This is a genomic window from Rhodococcus sp. NPDC059969 (assembly GCF_042738325.1).
Taxonomy (GTDB): domain Bacteria; phylum Actinomycetota; class Actinomycetes; order Mycobacteriales; family Mycobacteriaceae; genus Rhodococcus_F.
On the sequence record NZ_JBHWUF010000003.1, the window covers coordinates 435,868 to 454,041 of the forward strand.

General features: G+C 61.9%; 17 protein-coding genes and 6 tRNA genes. 8 read left to right on the top strand and 15 right to left on the bottom strand.

All coding sequences use genetic code 11. The features are described from left to right. Positions 1 to 67 precede the first annotated feature (67 nt). Positions 68 to 1,594: a DUF222 domain-containing protein gene (locus ACFWAD_RS13535; protein ID WP_378544541.1), complete on the bottom strand. Its 1,527-nt coding sequence runs from the start codon at positions 1,592 to 1,594 to the stop codon at positions 68 to 70. Positions 1,595 to 1,643: 49 nt separating this feature from the next. Further along, complete coding sequence (locus ACFWAD_RS13540; RefSeq protein ID WP_378544544.1) at positions 1,644 to 1,946, bottom strand: NUDIX domain-containing protein; 303 nt, start codon at positions 1,944 to 1,946, stop codon at positions 1,644 to 1,646. A gap of 129 nt (positions 1,947 to 2,075) precedes the next feature. Here ACFWAD_RS13540 and ACFWAD_RS13545 point away from each other — a divergent pair, with 129 nt between their 5' ends. Next, the gene (locus ACFWAD_RS13545; RefSeq protein ID WP_378544547.1) at positions 2,076 to 2,549 is read left to right on the top strand and encodes a RidA family protein; all 474 of its coding nucleotides are present in this window, start codon (positions 2,076 to 2,078) and stop codon (positions 2,547 to 2,549) included. A gap of 10 nt (positions 2,550 to 2,559) precedes the next feature. Here the strand turns inward: ACFWAD_RS13545 and trpS are convergent, their stop codons facing one another. The 10 genes from trpS to ACFWAD_RS13595 form a co-directional block, all read right to left on the bottom strand. Further along, a complete protein-coding gene (trpS, locus tag ACFWAD_RS13550; RefSeq protein ID WP_378544550.1) occupies positions 2,560 to 3,600 on the bottom strand; it encodes a tryptophan--tRNA ligase in 1,041 nt (346 codons plus the stop codon). A gap of 277 nt (positions 3,601 to 3,877) precedes the next feature. Then, entirely contained in the window at positions 3,878 to 4,786 is a 909-nt protein-coding gene (gene pdxS, locus ACFWAD_RS13555) for a pyridoxal 5'-phosphate synthase lyase subunit PdxS (RefSeq protein ID WP_003943338.1), read from the bottom strand. A 171-nt stretch (positions 4,787 to 4,957) separates the two neighbouring features. Next, positions 4,958 to 5,980 (bottom strand): NUDIX domain-containing protein, encoded by a 1,023-nt coding sequence (locus tag ACFWAD_RS13560; protein WP_378445867.1) that lies wholly within the window; start codon positions 5,978 to 5,980, stop codon positions 4,958 to 4,960. Then, complete coding sequence (locus ACFWAD_RS13565) at positions 5,977 to 7,104, bottom strand: glycosyltransferase family 4 protein (protein WP_378533293.1); 1,128 nt, start codon at positions 7,102 to 7,104, stop codon at positions 5,977 to 5,979. The genes ACFWAD_RS13560 and ACFWAD_RS13565 overlap by 4 nt, the downstream gene beginning before the upstream one ends. Then, the gene (locus ACFWAD_RS13570) at positions 7,101 to 8,003 is read right to left on the bottom strand and encodes a phosphatidylinositol mannoside acyltransferase (protein ID WP_378533295.1); all 903 of its coding nucleotides are present in this window, start codon (positions 8,001 to 8,003) and stop codon (positions 7,101 to 7,103) included. Before ACFWAD_RS13570 ends, ACFWAD_RS13565 begins: the two co-directional genes overlap by 4 nt. After that, positions 8,000 to 8,677 carry a phosphatidylinositol phosphate synthase gene (pgsA, locus tag ACFWAD_RS13575; protein ID WP_378533297.1) on the bottom strand — a complete coding sequence of 226 codons (678 nt, stop codon included), beginning with the start codon at positions 8,675 to 8,677 and terminating at the stop codon, positions 8,000 to 8,002. The genes ACFWAD_RS13570 and pgsA overlap by 4 nt, the downstream gene beginning before the upstream one ends. A gap of 81 nt (positions 8,678 to 8,758) precedes the next feature. Continuing rightward, positions 8,759 to 9,313, bottom strand: a complete 555-nt coding sequence (locus tag ACFWAD_RS13580) for an HIT domain-containing protein (RefSeq protein ID WP_264614478.1) — start codon at positions 9,311 to 9,313, stop codon at positions 8,759 to 8,761. Next, entirely contained in the window at positions 9,310 to 11,367 is a 2,058-nt protein-coding gene (gene thrS, locus ACFWAD_RS13585; RefSeq protein WP_378544554.1) for a threonine--tRNA ligase, read from the bottom strand. The genes ACFWAD_RS13580 and thrS overlap by 4 nt, the downstream gene beginning before the upstream one ends. A 132-nt stretch (positions 11,368 to 11,499) precedes the next feature. Next, on the bottom strand, positions 11,500 to 11,952 hold the full coding sequence (locus tag ACFWAD_RS13590) for a TIGR02611 family protein (RefSeq protein ID WP_378544557.1): 453 nt from the start codon (positions 11,950 to 11,952) through the stop codon (positions 11,500 to 11,502). A gap of 186 nt (positions 11,953 to 12,138) precedes the next feature. Next, positions 12,139 to 12,210 (bottom strand) — tRNA-Val (locus ACFWAD_RS13595). A 293-nt stretch (positions 12,211 to 12,503) separates the two neighbouring features. On the opposite strand from ACFWAD_RS13595, the gene ACFWAD_RS13600 reads away from it, so the two are divergent. The 5 genes from ACFWAD_RS13600 to ACFWAD_RS13620 all read left to right on the top strand — a co-directional run bounded on the left by ACFWAD_RS13600 (position 12,504) and on the right by ACFWAD_RS13620 (position 13,007). After that, positions 12,504 to 12,576: transfer RNA gene (locus ACFWAD_RS13600), tRNA-Gly, on the top strand. A gap of 25 nt (positions 12,577 to 12,601) precedes the next feature. After that, a tRNA-Cys gene (locus ACFWAD_RS13605) sits at positions 12,602 to 12,672 on the top strand. Between the two features lies 1 nt (position 12,673). Next, positions 12,674 to 12,748: transfer RNA gene (locus ACFWAD_RS13610), tRNA-Val, on the top strand. Positions 12,749 to 12,840: 92 nt separating this feature from the next. Then, positions 12,841 to 12,916 (top strand) — tRNA-Gly (locus tag ACFWAD_RS13615). A 16-nt stretch (positions 12,917 to 12,932) separates the two neighbouring features. Then, a tRNA-Val gene (locus ACFWAD_RS13620) sits at positions 12,933 to 13,007 on the top strand. A 146-nt stretch (positions 13,008 to 13,153) separates the two neighbouring features. On the opposite strand, the gene ACFWAD_RS13625 is transcribed toward ACFWAD_RS13620, so the two are convergent. Beyond that, on the bottom strand, positions 13,154 to 13,633 hold the full coding sequence (locus tag ACFWAD_RS13625) for an alpha-isopropylmalate synthase regulatory domain-containing protein (protein WP_166809520.1): 480 nt from the start codon (positions 13,631 to 13,633) through the stop codon (positions 13,154 to 13,156). Between the two features lie 197 nt (positions 13,634 to 13,830). Beyond that, positions 13,831 to 15,216: a GH1 family beta-glucosidase gene (locus ACFWAD_RS13630; RefSeq protein ID WP_378533303.1), complete on the bottom strand. Its 1,386-nt coding sequence runs from the start codon at positions 15,214 to 15,216 to the stop codon at positions 13,831 to 13,833. Between the two features lie 116 nt (positions 15,217 to 15,332). Between ACFWAD_RS13630 and ACFWAD_RS13635 the strand changes: the two genes are divergently transcribed. Beyond that, entirely contained in the window at positions 15,333 to 16,529 is a 1,197-nt protein-coding gene (locus ACFWAD_RS13635) for an MFS transporter (RefSeq protein ID WP_378533305.1), read from the top strand. 67 nt (positions 16,530 to 16,596) lie between these two features. Further along, on the top strand, positions 16,597 to 17,130 hold the full coding sequence (locus ACFWAD_RS13640) for a GNAT family N-acetyltransferase (RefSeq protein WP_378533307.1): 534 nt from the start codon (positions 16,597 to 16,599) through the stop codon (positions 17,128 to 17,130). Positions 17,131 to 17,142: 12 nt separating this feature from the next. Here ACFWAD_RS13640 and zapE read toward each other — a convergent pair whose 3' ends face one another. Then, a complete protein-coding gene (gene zapE, locus ACFWAD_RS13645; protein WP_003942629.1) occupies positions 17,143 to 18,159 on the bottom strand; it encodes a cell division protein ZapE in 1,017 nt (338 codons plus the stop codon). Positions 18,160 to 18,174: the final 15 nt, after the last annotated feature.

An 18,174-nucleotide genomic window follows, 5' to 3' on the forward strand; every position in this document is an offset into this window, starting at 1 on the left:
CCCGGCCACCAAAGTGGGCATCCGAAAACTGGGCACCCGAAAACACTGAGCGACGGGGCGCATCTACTCAGAACGGCGGTAGATCGTCTCCTCGATCGACGGTCCTCCTCTGGACCTTCTTCTTCATCCGCAGGTGCATCCGTATCCGCTGGCGCCGGCGTTCACCCCGCACGCGGGCCGCCTTGTTCTCCAAACGCGTACGTCGACGCCGACCGCCCTCGGGCAGTACAGGCTCGAGCATTCCTGCGAGCAGACCTGACGGCCGAGTTCGGTAACAATGTCCGGTCGCCGAGGTCAGCGTGACGCTCCGGTCCGGATTCGAGGTGTGCACCCACTGACCGGAATGCTTGAGGCGGTGATGATTTCGACAATAGGCACTCAAGTTCGAGGCCACGGTCTTTCCACCACGTGCTGGATCGCGATGATCGAAAGGTTCGGTGTGATCGAGATCGGAATTCCATGCCGCGACATCGCAGTGCAACCACTGACAGCTACCCGATATCACCCTCACCCACGTGTCGAGGACAGCGCCCGGGCGGTACACCATCGCCGAAGGAACTACAGGCGACGGAACTACAGGCGAAGGTACTGGCTCGCCCTCATCGGCAGACTCGAGCGCCGCATCGGCTGGTACCTTCACATTCCGAATCAACGCACCCGCGGCGATGTCACGCGCATGCTCTGCACTGATCACTCCGTATCCGTCGAGGTGAGCGGGTTCGTCTGTACCTGGCGAGTCACCGCCCTGGAGCGCGGATTCCACCATGACCACGTGCACTAACGGCCGACGCACCACAACAATCCCGCTGCGGTCTTGTGGGCAGTCGGCCCGGCCACAGTCGCACGGCAGAATTGTCGACCCAGCTACCAACGCTCCCAAGGCGTCGGCTCGTCGCTGCTCGTATTTACGGGAATCGTGTCGGCACACCGACATCGCCAACTCCCGCAACCGACCGTCGAAAGCCCGTGCGTCCTCCGCCGGAATACTCCCCAAGATCCGCGCCATTCCGTCTTCTGCGGCGCTCACGCCTACGAATCGGTCAGCCAGGGCGCGGCGTCGACGCTCCCGCATCCCCTCCGGATCCACCACGGCGACGATTCGGTCGATGGCCGCCGTCAATCGGCGGCCGGTCAACCCGGTACCGCCATGCATTGGTGGTGCTGAAATCTTCTCGAGGAGTTGGCGTTCCACCTCGTCTATCAAATCGTCATCGACGTTGGCTGTAGCGGAGTCGATCAATCCGACTCGATACAAATCCAGTTCTCCGCGTGCCATAGCGGCACGCGTGCGATGGAGTCGAGTCTTCAGAGAAAAGCCGAGGCCGATCAACTTTCCCGCCGCGGCACGGCCCATGGTCAACGCTGCGCCGAGCTCGGCCTCAGCTAGTTCGTGCGCGGTGGACGACCACGCGCCGGCATCGGAGTGTTCAGCGCTGCGACGCTCGAAAAACTCGGCAACGGCAGCGAGTTTCCGTTCCACGAGCATCGACTCGCGCGCATGCAGTTCGGCAATGAGATCGATGAGGGCGCAGTCGGATTCAGCACCGAACAGCTGCGCTGCGGTACCCGAACTTCCTGCTCCGTTATCAAACATTCCTCCACAATATTCGAAACTATGTTCGAACTTCTACAGTTTCCGGAAATCAGTCCGAAGAATTCCGTTTGACCGAAAATCGTTGCGGAGCAACCCTTGCGGCCACTCTTGTTCCGGCAACGGATTCCCCTACTGAACCAGAGCGTTGACAATGCGGGAGACTTCGGCCGGGTAGATGTGGCTCGAAGATATTCTCGACGACCTCGAGCAACTCGACGCTTCCCAACGTGACGCCTAGTTCCTCCGCGAACTCGCGTCGCAGCGCTGCCTCGGCCGTCTCACCGAACTCGATACCGCCACCGATCAATCGATGGAAGGTTTCCCCCGTGACGGAGTCCGTGCCTTCGAGCATGACTAATCCGACGGCAGTGAGTATCACCAAAAGTGATGGGGTGGGCACAAATACGACTTGGACTTGCCGAGACTCCCGATGACAGACTCGAACATCATTCCCAGACAAAAGAATCCATTGAGGAACTCGATGAACGACGCCAGTACCTGGACCGCACGACTTGCCGCACTCGACCTGACGCTCCCGCCGGTCGCTACCCCGGCAGGCTCCTACCTCCCCGCCGTTCGCACGGGGGCATACGTCTACACATCGGGGCAATTGCCGCTCGTCGACGGCACCACGACGTGCATCGGCAAGTTGGGTGAAGGTGTCTCCGTCGAAGACGCCGCTCAGGCGGCGCGGCTGTGCACTCTCAACGGACTCGCGGCCGTCGACGCCCTGGTCGGGCTCGACCGCATCGTTCGCGTCGTCAAGGTCGTTGGATTTGTTGCTTCCGGATCCGGATTCTCCCAGCAACCCCAGGTGATCAACGGTGCGTCCGACCTGCTGGCCGAGATCTTCGGTACCGCAGGACAACACGCCCGCTCCGCGATCGGCGTCGCAGAACTCCCCCGCAACAGTGCCGTCGAGGTGGAATTCGTGTTCGAGGTCTCCGAAGTCTGAAGACCAACAATCAGTACGTAGTTCCCATCGCGCGCCGGACCTCGTCGAGGGTTCGGCGCGCGAACTCGCTGGCACGGGTATTACCAGCTCTCACGACACCGTGAACAAACCCAGGATCGGCCGCGATCTCGTTTCGACGGATTCGGTGGCCGGCGAAATATTCGTTGACCGCGGTAGCGGTGAGCTCCTTGAGCGCTCGAGCACCACCATTCCCAACTTCAGCTGCAAGGGACTCTTCGTCCCTGCCCAGGCACAGCGCCGCTGTGGTCAGTAGTGCAGATATCCCCGGACGGTTGGCGCGGTCGAAAGTGATCGTCCGTTCAGAGTCGGTCGGCGCCTTCCGGATTATCTTCACTGTCTGGTCGGCCGTCATCGACAGTGAGATCGCGTTGCCATAACTCTTCGACATTTTCCTTCCATCGATACCTGGTACTTCCGGAGCAGAAGTCAGCAAGGCTTGTGGCTCCGGGAATACGCGACCATAACGATCGTTGAAACGGCGCGCAATAACTCTCGTCAACTCCACATGCGGGAGGTTGTCCTTGCCCACAGGCACCAAGTTGCCCTTGCAGAACAACACGTCCGCGGCTTGATGTACCGGATACGTCAGAAGCAAACCACTGAGCGCTCTTCCCGAAGCGTCGTGTTCGGCTTTCACAGTGGGATTTCGATGCAGTTCTGCCTCGGTGATCAGGCTCAGGAACGGCAGCATCAATTGATTCAACTCTGGAACTGCGGAGTGCGTGAATATCGTCGAGCAATGGGGGTCGAGACCAGCGGCGAGATAATCGATTACTGCGCTGTAGACATTCTCGCGCACTCGCCCAATCGCGTCGCGATCCGCGATCACTTGATAGTCGGCAAGAATGACAAACGTTTCGATCCCCAGTGCTTGCAGACGGACACGCTCGATGATCGTGCCGAAGTAGTGTCCGAGATGCAACGATCCGGTTGGTCGTTCACCCGAAATGAGGCGGTATCGCTCCGGGTTGGAAGCGATATCGACATTGAGTTCTGCGCTTCGTCGACGAGTGCTCTCGAAAGAATCCACGATACAGCTCCTGTTTTGGGGGCTGCACGAATCCATATGCCGAGCAAGGCATTCACGGGCTACGTACAGCCCGTGAACATGATTAGACGGACTGCGGAAGCAGCCACCACCATGCCTGTCGAATGCTAGTCATCAGGAAACAATAGCAACCCGCTTGCAGATCGCCTTCCCGTTACCTGACTAGATCGCAACGGGAACCGAGGAAAGAAAACGGCGGTAGCTGCATCTGCAACCACCGCCGTCTCACACAACTATCCCGAGCCCGTCGAACCTGGTGTCACCAGCCGCGCTCTGCGAGGCGGTGTCCAACCGGCAGGTCGTCGACGTTGATGCCGACCATTGCCTCGCCGAGTCCGCGCGAAACCTTGGCGAGCACGTCCGGGTCGTCGTAGAACGTGGTGGCCTTGACGATGGCCTCGGCGCGCTGCTTCGGGTTGCCGGACTTGAAGATGCCCGATCCGACGAACACGCCCTCGGCGCCGAGCTGCATCATCATCGCAGCGTCTGCCGGGGTGGCGATGCCACCGGCGGTGAACATGGTGACCGGCAGCTTGCCGGCCTTGGCGACCTCGACGACAAGTTCGTACGGGGCTTGCAGTTCCTTGGCAGCGACGTACAGTTCGTCTTCGCTCAGCGAGGTCAACCGGCGGATCTCGCCACGGATGGTGCGCATGTGGGTGGTGGCGTTGGAGACGTCCCCGGTGCCGGCTTCACCCTTCGAGCGGATCATGGCCGCACCTTCGTTGATGCGACGCAGCGCTTCGCCGAGGTTGGTGGCGCCACAGACGAAGGGAGCGGTGAACTTCCACTTGTCGATGTGGTTGGCGTAGTCGGCCGGGGTCAGGACCTCGGACTCGTCGATGTAGTCGACGCCGAGGCTCTGCAGGATCTGCGCTTCGACGAAGTGACCGATGCGTGCCTTTGCCATGACGGGGATGCTGACGGTGGAGATGATGCTGTCGATCATGTCAGGGTCGCTCATGCGCGAGACGCCGCCCTGTGCGCGAATGTCCGCGGGGACCCGCTCGAGTGCCATGACGGCGACGGCGCCTGCGTCTTCGGCGATCTTGGCCTGCTCAGCGGTGACAACGTCCATGATCACACCGCCCTTGAGCATTTCAGCCATGCCGCGCTTGACGCGTGCGGTGCCGATGGCGGTGGTGGGGGCAGAGTCGGGGGTGCTCACAGCAAACTCCTGCAGTAGTGGCGTGACAAAAGAAACGAGGCACGGCGAACACACGAGTTCATTCGCACGGAGGCCTCTGGCCAGAACTCTAGGACCAACCGGCCTTCGATTCCGTATCCAATTTGCCATTGCTGGCCTTAAATGGCCGCGGCACCTGATCTGCCGAATGGATCAGCGGATGGAGCGCACTTCCGGATCCTCGGTACCGTCCGCAATCGTCGCCGCTTCCACCAGGAGGTTTGCCAGATCCAACGGGTAGACGGGCTCACCGGACTTGGCCAGTCGGCGGATCTCGTCGGCACTGCACCAGCGATGGCCCGTAATCGCGCGCTGCTCCAATTCCGTATGGCCTTGGAAGACCGGCTCGAAGCCGTGAGTCCGCGTCGCGAAGAACAGCTCTTCCGAACGGATCAGCTCACCGTCGAACGGGAAAATCGCCACACGACGCCAGAGCGGACCTCGCAGATTCTCCGGAGCCACGACGAATCCGGTTTCCTCCTCGATCTCACGAACGGCAGCGGCCCGCAGATGTTCACCGCGTTCGAGCCCGCCGCCGACGGTGAACCAGAAGTACGTGTTCGGGATCTGAGGATCGTGCCCGCGCAGCAGCAGCACCCGATCGTCCTCGTCCAGCATCACCACGCGCGCGGAGGTCCGCGACGTATCGACGGTGATGCCCTCGGGCACCGCGGCCGCGGTGGTGCGCTCGGAGATCTCGAAATACTGAGGCAGCGGCGCCGTTCCTCCGAGGTGAAGCCAGCGAACAAGTCGACGCGTACGGAGTGCAAGGGTGTCTCGCACCGCGTCGTTGTGGAACCGTCTGGCGATCAGAACCCGCGCTTCGGCGTCGGCCAGCTCGGCCACCAGTTGAGGTCGCAGCGACGTCGTGCCGTAGGCGGCTAGAGCGTTGGACAACCGGTTCTCCGCGAGTTCTCGGTCTTGCCGGTCTGCCCGTTCAGCGGCGTCCGCCAAGGTGACGAATCTGCGGGCGTCGTCGGCGCTCATGTCCACGGCCGCCGCGCGGACCACCGCTGCACGGCGGGACAGCGCCGCATCGAGCGCCAACCAGGACTGATCAGAACGCACATGCAGCCGATCGAGTCGATTCGCCGTCCCGTACGCCCACAGTCCGACGACCAGGACGACGGCGGCGACGAGTCCGAGAATGAAGATCGTCAGAGCGGAAAAGGTCATGACCCCACCACACGAACACCGGTGCCGCCGACCGTGACGGTCTCGTAGACACGCAGGATCTGCTCGGCAACCACCGGCCAGTCGTATTCGGCGACAACACTTGTCGCGGTGTTGACCAGAGCACGGCGTCGGTCCGGATCGCCGAGTACGGAATCGATTGCCTCGGCCAGGGCATCGGAGTTCCCGATGGGAACCAGCAAGCCGGCCTGGCCGTCGCGGAGTACCCGACGGAAGGCGTCCAACTCACTCGCGACGACGGCGGTACCGGCCGCCATGGCCTCGACCAGCACGATCCCGAAGCTCTCGCCGCCGAGGTTGGGCGCGCAGTAGACGTCCGCACTGCGAAGTGCCGACGCTTTCTCCTCGTCGCTGACCTGCCCGAGCAGTCGGAGATGCTTGAAGTACTTGCCCGCCTCTTTGCGGAGTTTTTCCTCGTCGCCGCGCCCGACCACGATCACTTCGAGATCAGGATGACGCTCGACCAACTCCGGCAGCGCACCGAGGAGGACGGCCATCCCCTTTCGCGGTTCGTCGTAGCGCCCGAGGAACAGAATGGTTCCACCCTCGCGCGGATAGCCGGGCAACATATCGGCCTCGGCAAACGCTGCGACGTCGACGCCGTTGGGTATTTCGACCGCGTCGGATCCGAGGGACTCGACCTGCCAACGACGCGCCAACTCCGAGACTGCGATCCGGCCACTGATCTTCTCGAGATACGGGGCCAGGACACCCTGAAAAGTGCTCAGCACCAACGACTTCGTGGTCGACGTGTGGAAGGTGGCCACGATCGGGCCTTCCGCGATACGCAACGCGAGCATGGACAGACTCGGCGCATTGGGTTCGTGGATGTGCAGAACGTCGAAGTCACCTTCCGCGATGAACTTGCGGAGGCGGGCGTTCGCCGTCGGGCCGAAGGACAACCGTGCAACAGAGCCGTTGTAGGGAATCGCGACGGCTTTACCAGCGGAGACAACAAAATCCGGCAACTCGTCGTCGTCGGACGACGGCGCAAGCACGCTCACCTTGTGGCCGCGTTCGATCAGTACCTCGGCCAGATCCACCACGTGCGCCTGCACCCCGCCTGGGACGTCGAAGGAGTACGGGCAGATCATGCCGATTTTCATTCACCCTCCATGCGGGCGAGCCGCGATTCGGAGAGATCCGAGCGCCACAGCGGCTGAAGCATGTGCCAGTCAGCGGGGTGCGCTGCGATGTTGACCGCGAATCGGTCGGCCAGTGCCTGCGTGGCCGGGCCGACTCCGCCGGAAACGTCGATCGGCGGGTCGATCTTGAAACCCCACCCGTCGGGAGTGAACCAGCAGTGGACCGGTAGAAGCGGCGCTCCGGTGTCGATCGCGAGCTTCGCCGGGCCTGCGGGCATACGAGTGGGTTCTCCGAAGAACGTGACGGGCACACCCTTCTTCGCCAGATCGCGCTCCCCCAACAGGCACACGATCTTGTTCTCACGCAGATGCTTGGAGAGTTCGACGAACGGAGGATGCTCTCCGCCGCTGAGCGGGAAGATCTCGAAGCCGAGACTCTCGCGATATTCGACGAACCGTTCGTACAGGGATTCGGGTTTGAGCCGCTCGGCCACCGAGGTCAATCCACCCCACTGCTGAACGCACCACACGCCGGCCATGTCCCAGTTGCCACTGTGGGGCAGCGCCAGCACTGCGCCATGACCTGCCGCCATCGCCTTTTCCAGATGTTCCTGGCCCTCGACCAGCGCATGCAATGCTTTACCGGTGGCGACCAGGTCCATCGACGGTAGACGGAACGCCTCACGCCAGTACCGGGCGTACGAGCGCATCGAATCCTTGATCAGCTGATCCGGGACTTCCTCCGGTGTCGTGCCCAGAACTCTCGCGAGGTTCTTCCTGAGTTGTTCGGGTCCGCCCTTGCGTACCGCGAAATCCGCTCCGGCGTCGAACAGCTTGACTGCCACCGATTCCGGCAGGCTTCGCACCAGACGCCAACCCGCGGCGTATCCCAGATCGGTTGCACGCTCGGAAAAACTCATTGCTCTGCCTCGCCGTCGGTGTTCGACTCACCATCGGTCGTAGATGACGCCGGGGCGATCGGCAGAAGTTCCCGGGCGCCAGGTGAATTGCGGACCGCGAGCACTCGTTGGAAGACAGTGACGATACTTCCGGCGGCAAGTACCCACATCGCGATGTGGATTGCCCACGGTAGACCCATGCCCGTAAGGCCCGAGCCGACCAACACGATGATCAGCCGGTCCGGACGCTCGATCCAACCACCGTCGGCAGTCAGCCCGCTCGCCTCGGCGCGTGCCTTCGCGTACGAGATGACCTGCGAGGTGACGAGGCAGATGAGCGTCGCCACGAGAAGCCACTTGCTGTTCTCGTGGTAGACCGCCCACCACGCAAGGCCGGCAAAAATCGCACCGTCGGCCACGCGATCACAGGTGGCGTCCAGGACGGCCCCGTAACGCGTTCCGCCACCGCGAGCACGGGCCATGGCGCCGTCGAGCATGTCGAACATGACGAAGAACCAAATGAACATGGTTCCCCAGAACAGGTGTCCGGACGGAAACAGAGTCACCGCCCCGGCGACACTCGCCACCGTGCCGATCACCGTCACCGCGTCTGGCGTCAGGCCGGTCTTGACCAGCGCCTTCCCCATAGGTGCCGTCACCTTGGACACCGATTCGCGTCCGAAGAAGCTCAACACCGCAGGAAACCTCCCCGTCGTGAGTTCCGGATTGGAACTCGTCGCAGCACAGCATCCTGCCATGAAGCCGGACGCATCGATCTATTGTTGCCAGGCACCGGCGAGTAGTCCCCTGGTCTCCCGCAGCAGTTGCGGCATCACCTTCACCCCACCGAGCACGGTGATGAAGTTGGCGTCGCCACCCCAGCGAGGCACTACGTGTTGGTGAAGGTGCTCGGACAGCGAACCGCCCGCAGCGGCACCGAGATTCAGGCCGACGTTGAATCCGTGAGGATTCGACACACTCTTGATCACCCGCAGCGCACGCTGGGTGAACGCCATCAGCTCGGCGCTCTCCTCCGGCGTCAGATCTTCGAGAGCCGCGACCTTGCGATACGGAACCACCATGAGATGCCCGGGGTTGTACGGGTACAGGTTCAGAACCGCGTAGACATGCTCACCGCGGGCGACGATGAGCCCTTCTTCGTCCGACATCTTCGGGATGTCGATGAACGGCTCACCCGTCGTACCCGGAGTGTTGGGCGCCTCGGTGATGTACGACATCCGATGCGGCGACCAAATGCGCTGCAAATGGTCAGGGTCGCCGACGCCGTGGTCGATCAGCGAACCTGGTCCCTCGTCACCGGGGGCGCTCACTGCGCCACGCTTGGCTGCACCAGTTCGGCTGTCGGCGAGGCGTTCTCGCGACGGCTGATCCACTCGGTGATGATCCGGACGGCGTCGTCGACGGGAATTCCGTTGATCTGGGTTCCGTCGCGGAAGCGGAAACTGACTGCGCCGGCTTCCACGTCACGCTCGCCCGCCAGGAGCATGAACGGGACCTTCTGCGTGGTGTGGTTGCGGATCTTCTTCTGCATGCGGTCGTCACTGAAGTCGACCTCGGCGCGCACACCGGCAGCCTTGAGCTTCTTCGTGACGTCGAACAGGTGATCGGCGAATGCCTCCGCCACCGGGATTCCGACGACCTGCACCGGCGCCAGCCACGCCGGGAAAGCGCCGGCGTAGTGCTCGGTCAGAACGCCGAAGAACCGTTCGATCGAGCCGAACAGAGCGCGGTGGATCATGACCGGACGAGTCTTGACGCCGTCGTTGCCGGTGTACTCGAGCTCGAACCGCTCGGGCAGGTTGAAGTCGAGCTGAATGGTCGACATCTGCCAGGTACGGCCGAGTGCGTCCTTGACCTGAACGGAGATCTTGGGACCGTAGAACGCGGCTCCGCCCGGGTCCGGCACCAGAGTCAGGCCGGAAGCTTCGCCGACCTCGGCGAGCGTTGCGGTCGCCTCTTCCCAGACGTCGTCGCTACCGACGAACTTGTCGGGGTTCTTGGTCGACAGCTCGAGGTAGAAGTCGTCGAGGCCGTAATCCTTGAGCAGGTTCAGCACGAACTGCAGCGTGGTGGTCAGCTCGTCGCGCATCTGCTCACGGGTGCAGTAGATGTGAGCGTCGTCCTGAGTCATGCCGCGCACACGGGTCAAACCGTGGATGACGCCGGACTTCTCGTAGCGGTAGACCGAGCCGAACTCGAAGAGCCGCAAGGGCAATTCACGGTACGAACGTCCGCGAGCACGGAAGATCAGGTTGTGCATCGGGCAGTTCATCGGTTTGAGGTAGTAGTCCTGGCCCGGCTTACGCACGGTGCCGTCCTCGTTGAGTTCCTCGTCGACGTGCATCGCCGGGAACATGCCGTCGCGGTACCAGTCGAGGTGACCGGAGACCTCGTACAGATGGCCCTTGGTGATGTGCGGGGTATTGACGAACTCGTAGCCGGCCTCGATGTGGCGGCTGCGGGAGTAATTCTCCATCTCGGTGCGGATGATGCCGCCCTTGGGATGGAAGACCGGCAGACCGGAGCCGAGTTCGTCGGGGAAGCTGAAGAGGTCCAGTTCGGTACCGAGCTTGCGGTGATCGCGACGCTCGGCCTCGGCGAGCAACTCGAGGTACTCGTCCTGAGCCTCGGCGGACTCCCACGCGGTGCCGTAGACACGCTGAAGATCGGCGTTGTCCTGATTTCCGCGCCAGTACGCGGCGGAGCTACGCGTCAGCTTGAACGCCGGGATGTGCTTGGTGGTCGGAATATGCGGACCGCGGCACAGATCGGACCAGATCTTGTCGCCGGTACGAGGATCGAGATTGTCGTAGATGGTCAGCTCGTTGCCACCCACCTCCATGATCTCGGGATCGTCGATTCCGGACTTGTCGTCGATGAGTTCGAGCTTGAACGGCTCGTCGGCCAACTCGACCCGGGCGTCCTCGATCGAATCGACGACTCGACGCGAGAAGCGCTGCGATCCCTTGATGATCTGCTTCATGCGCTTTTCGAGCTTGGTCAGATCTTCCGGAGTGAACGGACGATCCACCGCGAAGTCGTAGTAGAAGCCGTCTTTGATCGGCGGCCCGATGCCCAGCTTCGCATCAGGGAATTCCTTCTGGACCGCCTGAGCGAGGACGTGGGCCGCGGAGTGTCGGATGACGCTGCGACCGTCTTCGGTAGATGCCGCGACCGGCTCGACGTCGACATCGACCTCAGGAGTCCACGACAGATCCTTGAGCGTTCCCTCGCCGTCCCGCACGACGACGATCACGTCGGGCCCCTTCGTGGGGTATCCGGCTTCGCGCACTGCAGTCCCGGCGGTCGTCCCCGCGGGCACCCGAAGTGGGGCGGCTGAGTGCTCTGGCGCGGGACTTGTCACGGCGATGTGCTCCTAAGGTATTGCGACAGGTTAAGACAGGCGTCGTACCCACTGCGAGCACGCGCACGATCATGTTATCGGCCCTACCGACATGTCGAGACAACCGAGTGAAGGAAACCGACCTCGTTCAGCTCACAGTGGCGACTCGAGCCACGAGTAGTCCAGCCCTACCCATGTCCCGATCAGGCCGAAGGTGCCGAGCACCCACAAAGTCGCCAGGACGAACACTGTGGTGAACAGAACGCCCAACCCTTTGACGAACAGCGACTGCTTGCCGAACCATTCCATGAACCTGTCGTATCGAGCCTTCGCAAAATGAAGGAGTCGATGAGCCCAGGCAAACTCCGACGCCAGGATCCCCAGGCCGGCGAACACGATGAGCCATCCGGGGCCGGGGTACGGAATAGCTACGACACCCGCGGCGAGCACGATCACGCCCACGACTCCGACGCCGATGCGGTACGCAAGATTGAGGGTGGGCCGCGCGGCGATTCCAGCGCGCCACCGCTCCCAGCGGGACTCTGCGTCTTGGAAGACGGACAGGTCTGAATCGTCGACGGGAGAATCGACCTTTTCGGTACTCAAGTCGGTCACCTTTTCCGTCGCGAAATGTCTCTTCGACCAGGCTACCGAAATCGTCGACCGGCGACCTGCGACGACGGTCTGCATGCCGAAATAACTGTGCTCTCGAACGACTGTGCTCTCGAACGACTGTGCTCTCGAACGACTGAAGGCGTCCCCGATGATCGGGAACGCCTTCAATGTTTTCTGTGGTCCCGGCTGGGATCGAACCAGCGACCTTCCGCGTGTGAAGCGGACGCTCTCCCACTGAGCCACGGGACCGTAAGTCATCCGAACGCATGCGCTCGAACGAGTTGGAACATTAACACGGCTGCGCGATGAATACGAATCACCAGGTTGGCATTCGTTTTGCTCCAGGCGACCCCGAAATCTACGAATTCGAGCTGATTTCAGACCGAATTCATCGCCGAGACGGACAGTTGCAACGCGCGCGACGGGCCGATTCGACTCCGAACACGCCACTGAGCTGGTGATTTGTGTGTATCCGACACGGTCGGCTAATGTTTCCAACGCACCGAGGAGAGCGAGCAGCTCCCCAAGCAACACGGTGCGATGCGGACGTGGCGCAGCTGGTAGCGCACAACCTTGCCAAGGTTGGGGTCGCGGGTTCGAATCCCGTCGTCCGCTCGAGAGGTGTGACTCAACCTTTTACGGTGGAGTGGCCGAGTGGTGAGGCAACGGCCTGCAAAGCCGTGCACACGGGTTCGATTCCCGTCTCCACCTCGCGCGATTAGCTCAGCGGGAGAGCGCTTCCCTGACACGGAAGAGGTCACTGGTTCAATCCCAGTATCGCGCACCACGTCAGGCCTTCGGGCCTGATGGTCAAGGTCTGCTTGCAGGTCTGATAGGTTAGAAAAGTACTGAGTTCCGGTAACGGAGTTCATTGCTCATGCGGACGTGGCGCAGCTGGTAGCGCACAACCTTGCCAAGGTTGGGGTCGCGGGTTCGAATCCCGTCGTCCGCTCCATTTTTCTCCAGAACCCGCGCGATTAGCTCAGCGGGAGAGCGCTTCCCTGACACGGAAGAGGTCACTGGTTCAATCCCAGTATCGCGCACCATTTGAGAATGCAAGAAGCCGGAACCCCAAGGGTTCCGGCTTTTTGCATTGAGCAGCGAACACACTAACGGCAGTACTGACGCAAGCCCCCAAGGGAATCCGCGTCAGTACTGCGGTTGATGTAGCTGATCAGGGTGATGGAGCTGATCAGTGAGAGAAGCGGTTCGCTGCCGAGGTCATCGCGCGCAACGAGGACTCCGTGGACGACTCCGCAATACCCATCGCCCAGCTCCGACGTCCGTCGCACTCGGTGAAGATGAACGTCGCGGTGCGGTGACCGATCTGGTGCTGGTGGAAAGACAGGATCTCGAGCGAGATTCCCGCGTCGTGCAGCATCGAGGTCATAGCCGAGATCGCGCCGGTCGAGGTGGCGGACGCTTTCTGGATGCGCTCCCCCAGACCGAGCGTCGCTTCGAAGGTCCACCGACCCGGTGCAATCTTTTCGGATGACCACGCGCCCAGACGGATCGGGCCGCTCATTGCCGCGTACGTGGACTCGAACTCGGTCCAGGACATCGCAGAGCATTCGGCACGCAGGCCGGCAGGCAGAGATTTTCCGTGGCGCGCCGCGAAAGGATCAGCAGCCGTAGAAGAAGAATCAGAAGCGAAGGCGAAGTTGTAAGTCATGATCGTGGTCTTCCTGGAATGAAGTGGAGGACCAACTGGTAGCAAGACGACCCGCAGCGAGGGGTCGGTCCGATTCAGACCCCGCTACGGCGGCTTACTACGAGAATTCGCTTCATGAGAGAAGAGGCTAGGCGGCCTGGTCCCATAAAGCAACCCAGACCGCTTCCGCACAGCAACCCAGACCGCTTACGCACAGGTCAGACCTGAGCCGCCTTGTGGTCGGCGATCAACGCCCGATACCACTCGAAAGAGGTCTTCGGTGTGCGCTTCTGAGTGTCGAAATCGACGTGCACCAGACCGAATCGCTCCTTGTATCCCGCGGCCCATTCGAAGTTGTCGAGAAGCGACCACACAAAATAACCGCGGACGTCGACGCCGTCGTCGATGGCCGACCGGAGGGCGCGAAGGTGCGCGTCGTGATAATCGATTCGTGCTTCGTCCTCGACGATCCCCGCGGCATCCGGCGAGTCGTGGAAAGAACATCCGCTTTCCGTGATGTAGATCGGCGGCAGTGCATCACCGAAGCGCGCGTGGAACGTCCGCAAGATCTCGCCCAGTCCTTCCGGAACGATCGGCCACCCGAAATCGGTTGTGGGATAACCAGTTATCGCGACAGGAGCAAAGGGCAGGCCTGGCGGTAGGTCGACCTCGAGCACGCCCTCGGTCCCCTGGCCTTCCACTGGGGCGGCAATCATCGTCGGCTCGTAGTAATTGATCCCGTACCAGTCGAGCGGCGCCCCGATGATTTTCAAGTCCTCGTCGACAGGGCCGCTGAGCAGCTGCGCAAATTCGTCTGCAGGGTACTTTCCGACCAAGACCGGGTCGGCGAACATCCAATTGACAACGTGGTCGTAGATGTCGGCAGCCATCACGTCTTCCGGGGAATCCGAAGCTGCCCGCACCGGAGCATGATTGGAGGCGATTCCGATGTTCGTGCACCCGGTTGAACGAAGCGCTTCGACCGCGAGGCCGTGCCCGAGCAGCTGGTGATGCGCGGCCTGGAATGCCTCGAACCCCAAGGCCAATCCCGGGGCATGAACTCCCAGGGCATGGCCGTAGAGCGTGTGCACTACCGGTTCGTTGAGCGGCATCCACATTCCGACGCGATCCGACAGTCGCTCACCGACGACCTGCGCATACTCCCCCAGTCGATACGAGGTGTCGCGGTTCATCCAGCCGCCCTGCTCCTGCAAGGCGAGGGGCAGATCCCAGTGAAAGAGCGTGACAGCGGGGGTAATTCCGACCGAACACAGTCGATCGATCAATCGGTCGTAGAAGTCGAGCCCTTTCGCATTCACGGTCCCCGAGCCGGTGGGGAGAATTCGCGACCAGGACAGCGAGAGCCGATAGGCGTCGAGCCCGAGCTGTGTCATCAGTTCGATGTCCGATTCCCAGCGGTGATAATGATCGGCAGCGACCGTCCCGGTGTCGCCCCCGACGACTACACCGGGACGGTCACAGAACTCGTCCCAGATCGACGGTCCGCGACCGTCTTCGGCCACAGCTCCTTCGATTTGATAGGCCGCAGTAGCGGTTCCCCAGACGAAGGAAGACGGAAATTCTGGTGTCGGCTGCCGAGTCATGTCGGTCAGTTAATCAAAGAACCGTGCAAAACACGCAGCTTTGTTGGACACTCGACCAGTATCAAGATCCAGTACCGTTCGGCCTAACCGAACGAACGAGACAAAGGCCCTGCTTGATGACGGATAACACCCGCACCCTGACGAGGGCCCGGATCGCCACTTCGGTGGCCTTCGGACTTCAAGGATTTCTGCTCGCCGCCATTCTGACGCAGCTTCCGCAGTACAAGGACTTGTTCGAGCTGAGCGAGACGCTGGTGGTGGGTGCGGTTGTCACTGTGTCCGTCATCGCCGGACTCGGCAGCGTGCTCGCCGAGATGCTGGCGGTACGGACGTCGAGCAAGATGACTCTGCGAACCGGACTCGCCGTCATCGCAGTCTTCGGCGGGGCAACGGGTATTGCGCCCAACGCGGCGATGTTCTTCGTCTTCCTGGCGATCTACGGCATCGGACTCGGCATGGTCGACGCGGCCGCCAACATGCAGGCGGTCTCGATCCAACACGCCAAGGGCCGGTTCATCCTCTCCTCGTTCCATGCTTCCTGGAGCGTCGGAGCGATTGTCGGCGCTCTCTTCATCTCGGCAACCGCAAGTCTCGACATTTCGATCCGCGTGACGCAGGTGATCGCGGGAGTTGTTGTCGGACTGATGCTTCTGGCCTTCGGCCCGCAACTGCTGGATCGGTCCGAGTCTCCGGTTGCCGATGCAAACATCACGAGCACCGCGAAGTTCACCGTCCCTACCCGCGCCTTTGTCCTCCTCGGCGTCGCGATGGCTTTGTTCTACGCGGTCGACTTCAGCGTCGGAAACTGGTCGACTCTCTACGTCAAGGACGAACTGCTCGCCGACGCCGGGACCGCTGCCCTGTCCGTGGCGGCGTACCAAATCGCGGCACTGGTCGCACGACTGACCGGCGACTACTGGGTCGGCAAGTTCGGTGAGACCACCGTCGTGCGGATCGGCTCTCTCATCGGCGTAGTCGGGATGACAGTCGTTGTGCTCGCGCAATCTCCCGCCGTTGCCATCGCCGGTTTCCTCATCGTCGGACTCGGGGTACCGGTGATCGCTCCGATCTGCTTCAGCGCCGCCGGCCGGATGGCTCCCCCGGATCAGGTCGACGCGGTGATCGCACGCATCAACCTCTTCAACTACGTCGGCACCGTGGTCGGTGGTGGCATCGTCGGCGCAGTCGCTGCGTTCAGTGACCTTCGAATCGGGTTCCTGATTCCGCTGGCGTTCTGCGCGATCTTGATAGTTCTTGCTCCCGCGTTCGCGCCGAAACGAGCCACGAGTCCGGTCACCGAGAACGCCGCGTGAGCACTGCGCCCGTGCAAAGTGGTGTACTTGATCGACCGAATTGTGTGCGCGAGAGGTAGAAACTGACGTGACGATCACCGTTGACCGGGCCGGAATCTGGGATTCCGAAGCAATCGCCGACGTGGCAGCGGTGACATTTCCATTGGCGTGTCCGCCGAACGCGTCGGACGACGACATCAGCGCCTTCATCGACAACGTTCTCTCCGTCGACAAGTTCTCCGAGTACCTCACCGATCCGACGCGAACCGTTCTCAAGGTCATTCGCGACGGTTCGATCGTCGGCTACGCGATGCTTGTCGACGACGAGCCCTCCGACCCGGACGTCAAAGCTGCTGTGACTCTCCGCCCGACGACAGAACTGAGCAAGTTGTACGTGCTTCCGGGTAACCACGGGACCGGCGCGGCAGCATCCTTGATGGACGCCGTCGTCGACCACGCACGACGCAGCGGAAGTGCCGGAATCTGGCTTGGTGTCAATCAGGAGAATCTGCGTGCCCAGAAGTTCTACACCAAGCACGGTTTCACCCAGGTCGGCACGAAGACTTTCCTCGTGGGCGCACAACTCCACCACGATTTCGTGATGGAGCGCCCCGTCAGCTGACGGGCGTGCCGATCAGCCGGCCGCGACCTCGAAACGAGAAAGTGCGAGCAGACGCGAGGTCGCGCGCAGGTACTTCTTCTTGTACCCGCCGGCGAGCATCTCGGGAGTGAAGATCTCGTCGAGGCGTGCGCCGGAGACGGTGACCGGGATACTCGCGTCGTACAAGCGGTCGGCGAGAACCACGATGCGCAGTGCAACCGACTGATCCGTTGCGGGGTGGACGCCGTCGATGAAGACGGCCTTCACACCCTCGACCAGCTTGTTGTACCGCGACGGATGCAGGGTGCTGAGGTGCTTGCACAGCTCGTCGAAGTTGTCGAGCGTGGCACCGTCGATGGCGTCGGCCCGAGAAACCAATTCCTCCGACGAGATGGGCTCCGGTGCGGGCGGGAGGTCACGGTGACGGTAGTCGGGGCCGTCGACGCGAATCGTCTCGAAGATCGAGCCGAGCTTCTTGATCTCACGCAGGAAGTCCTGAGCGGCGAAGCGACCCTCACCGAGCTGGCCGGGAAGCGTGTTCGACGTCGCGACGATGGACACGCCGCGCGCGGAAAGCTCCGAGAGGAGGCGGGAGACGAGCATGGTGTCGCCCGGATCGTCGAGCTCGAATTCGTCGATGCAGAGCACGCTGTGGTCGGCGAGCGCTTCGACAGCCTTGTTGAAGCCGAGAGCACCGACGACGTGTGTCAGCTCGACGAAGGTTCCGAACGCCTTCGGCGACGGAACGCTGTGGAAGATCGATGCCAGCAAGTGCGTCTTACCGACACCGAATCCACCGTCGAGGTACAGGCCGGCGCCGGTCGCCTGGGTCTTCTTCCCGAACAATCCACGGCGTCCACCACTACGGATCTTGGTGACGCGCTTGGAGAATTCCTCGGCCTTGGCAACGGCAGCTGCCTGGCTCGGTTCCTTCGGATCAGGAATGTAGGACGCAAAACTCACCTCGTCGAACATTGCGGGAGGCACCATTTGAGCTACCAGTTGATCGGCGGGTACCACCGGGCTGCGATCGACAAGACGTTCATGCATCCGTCAAGGGTATCT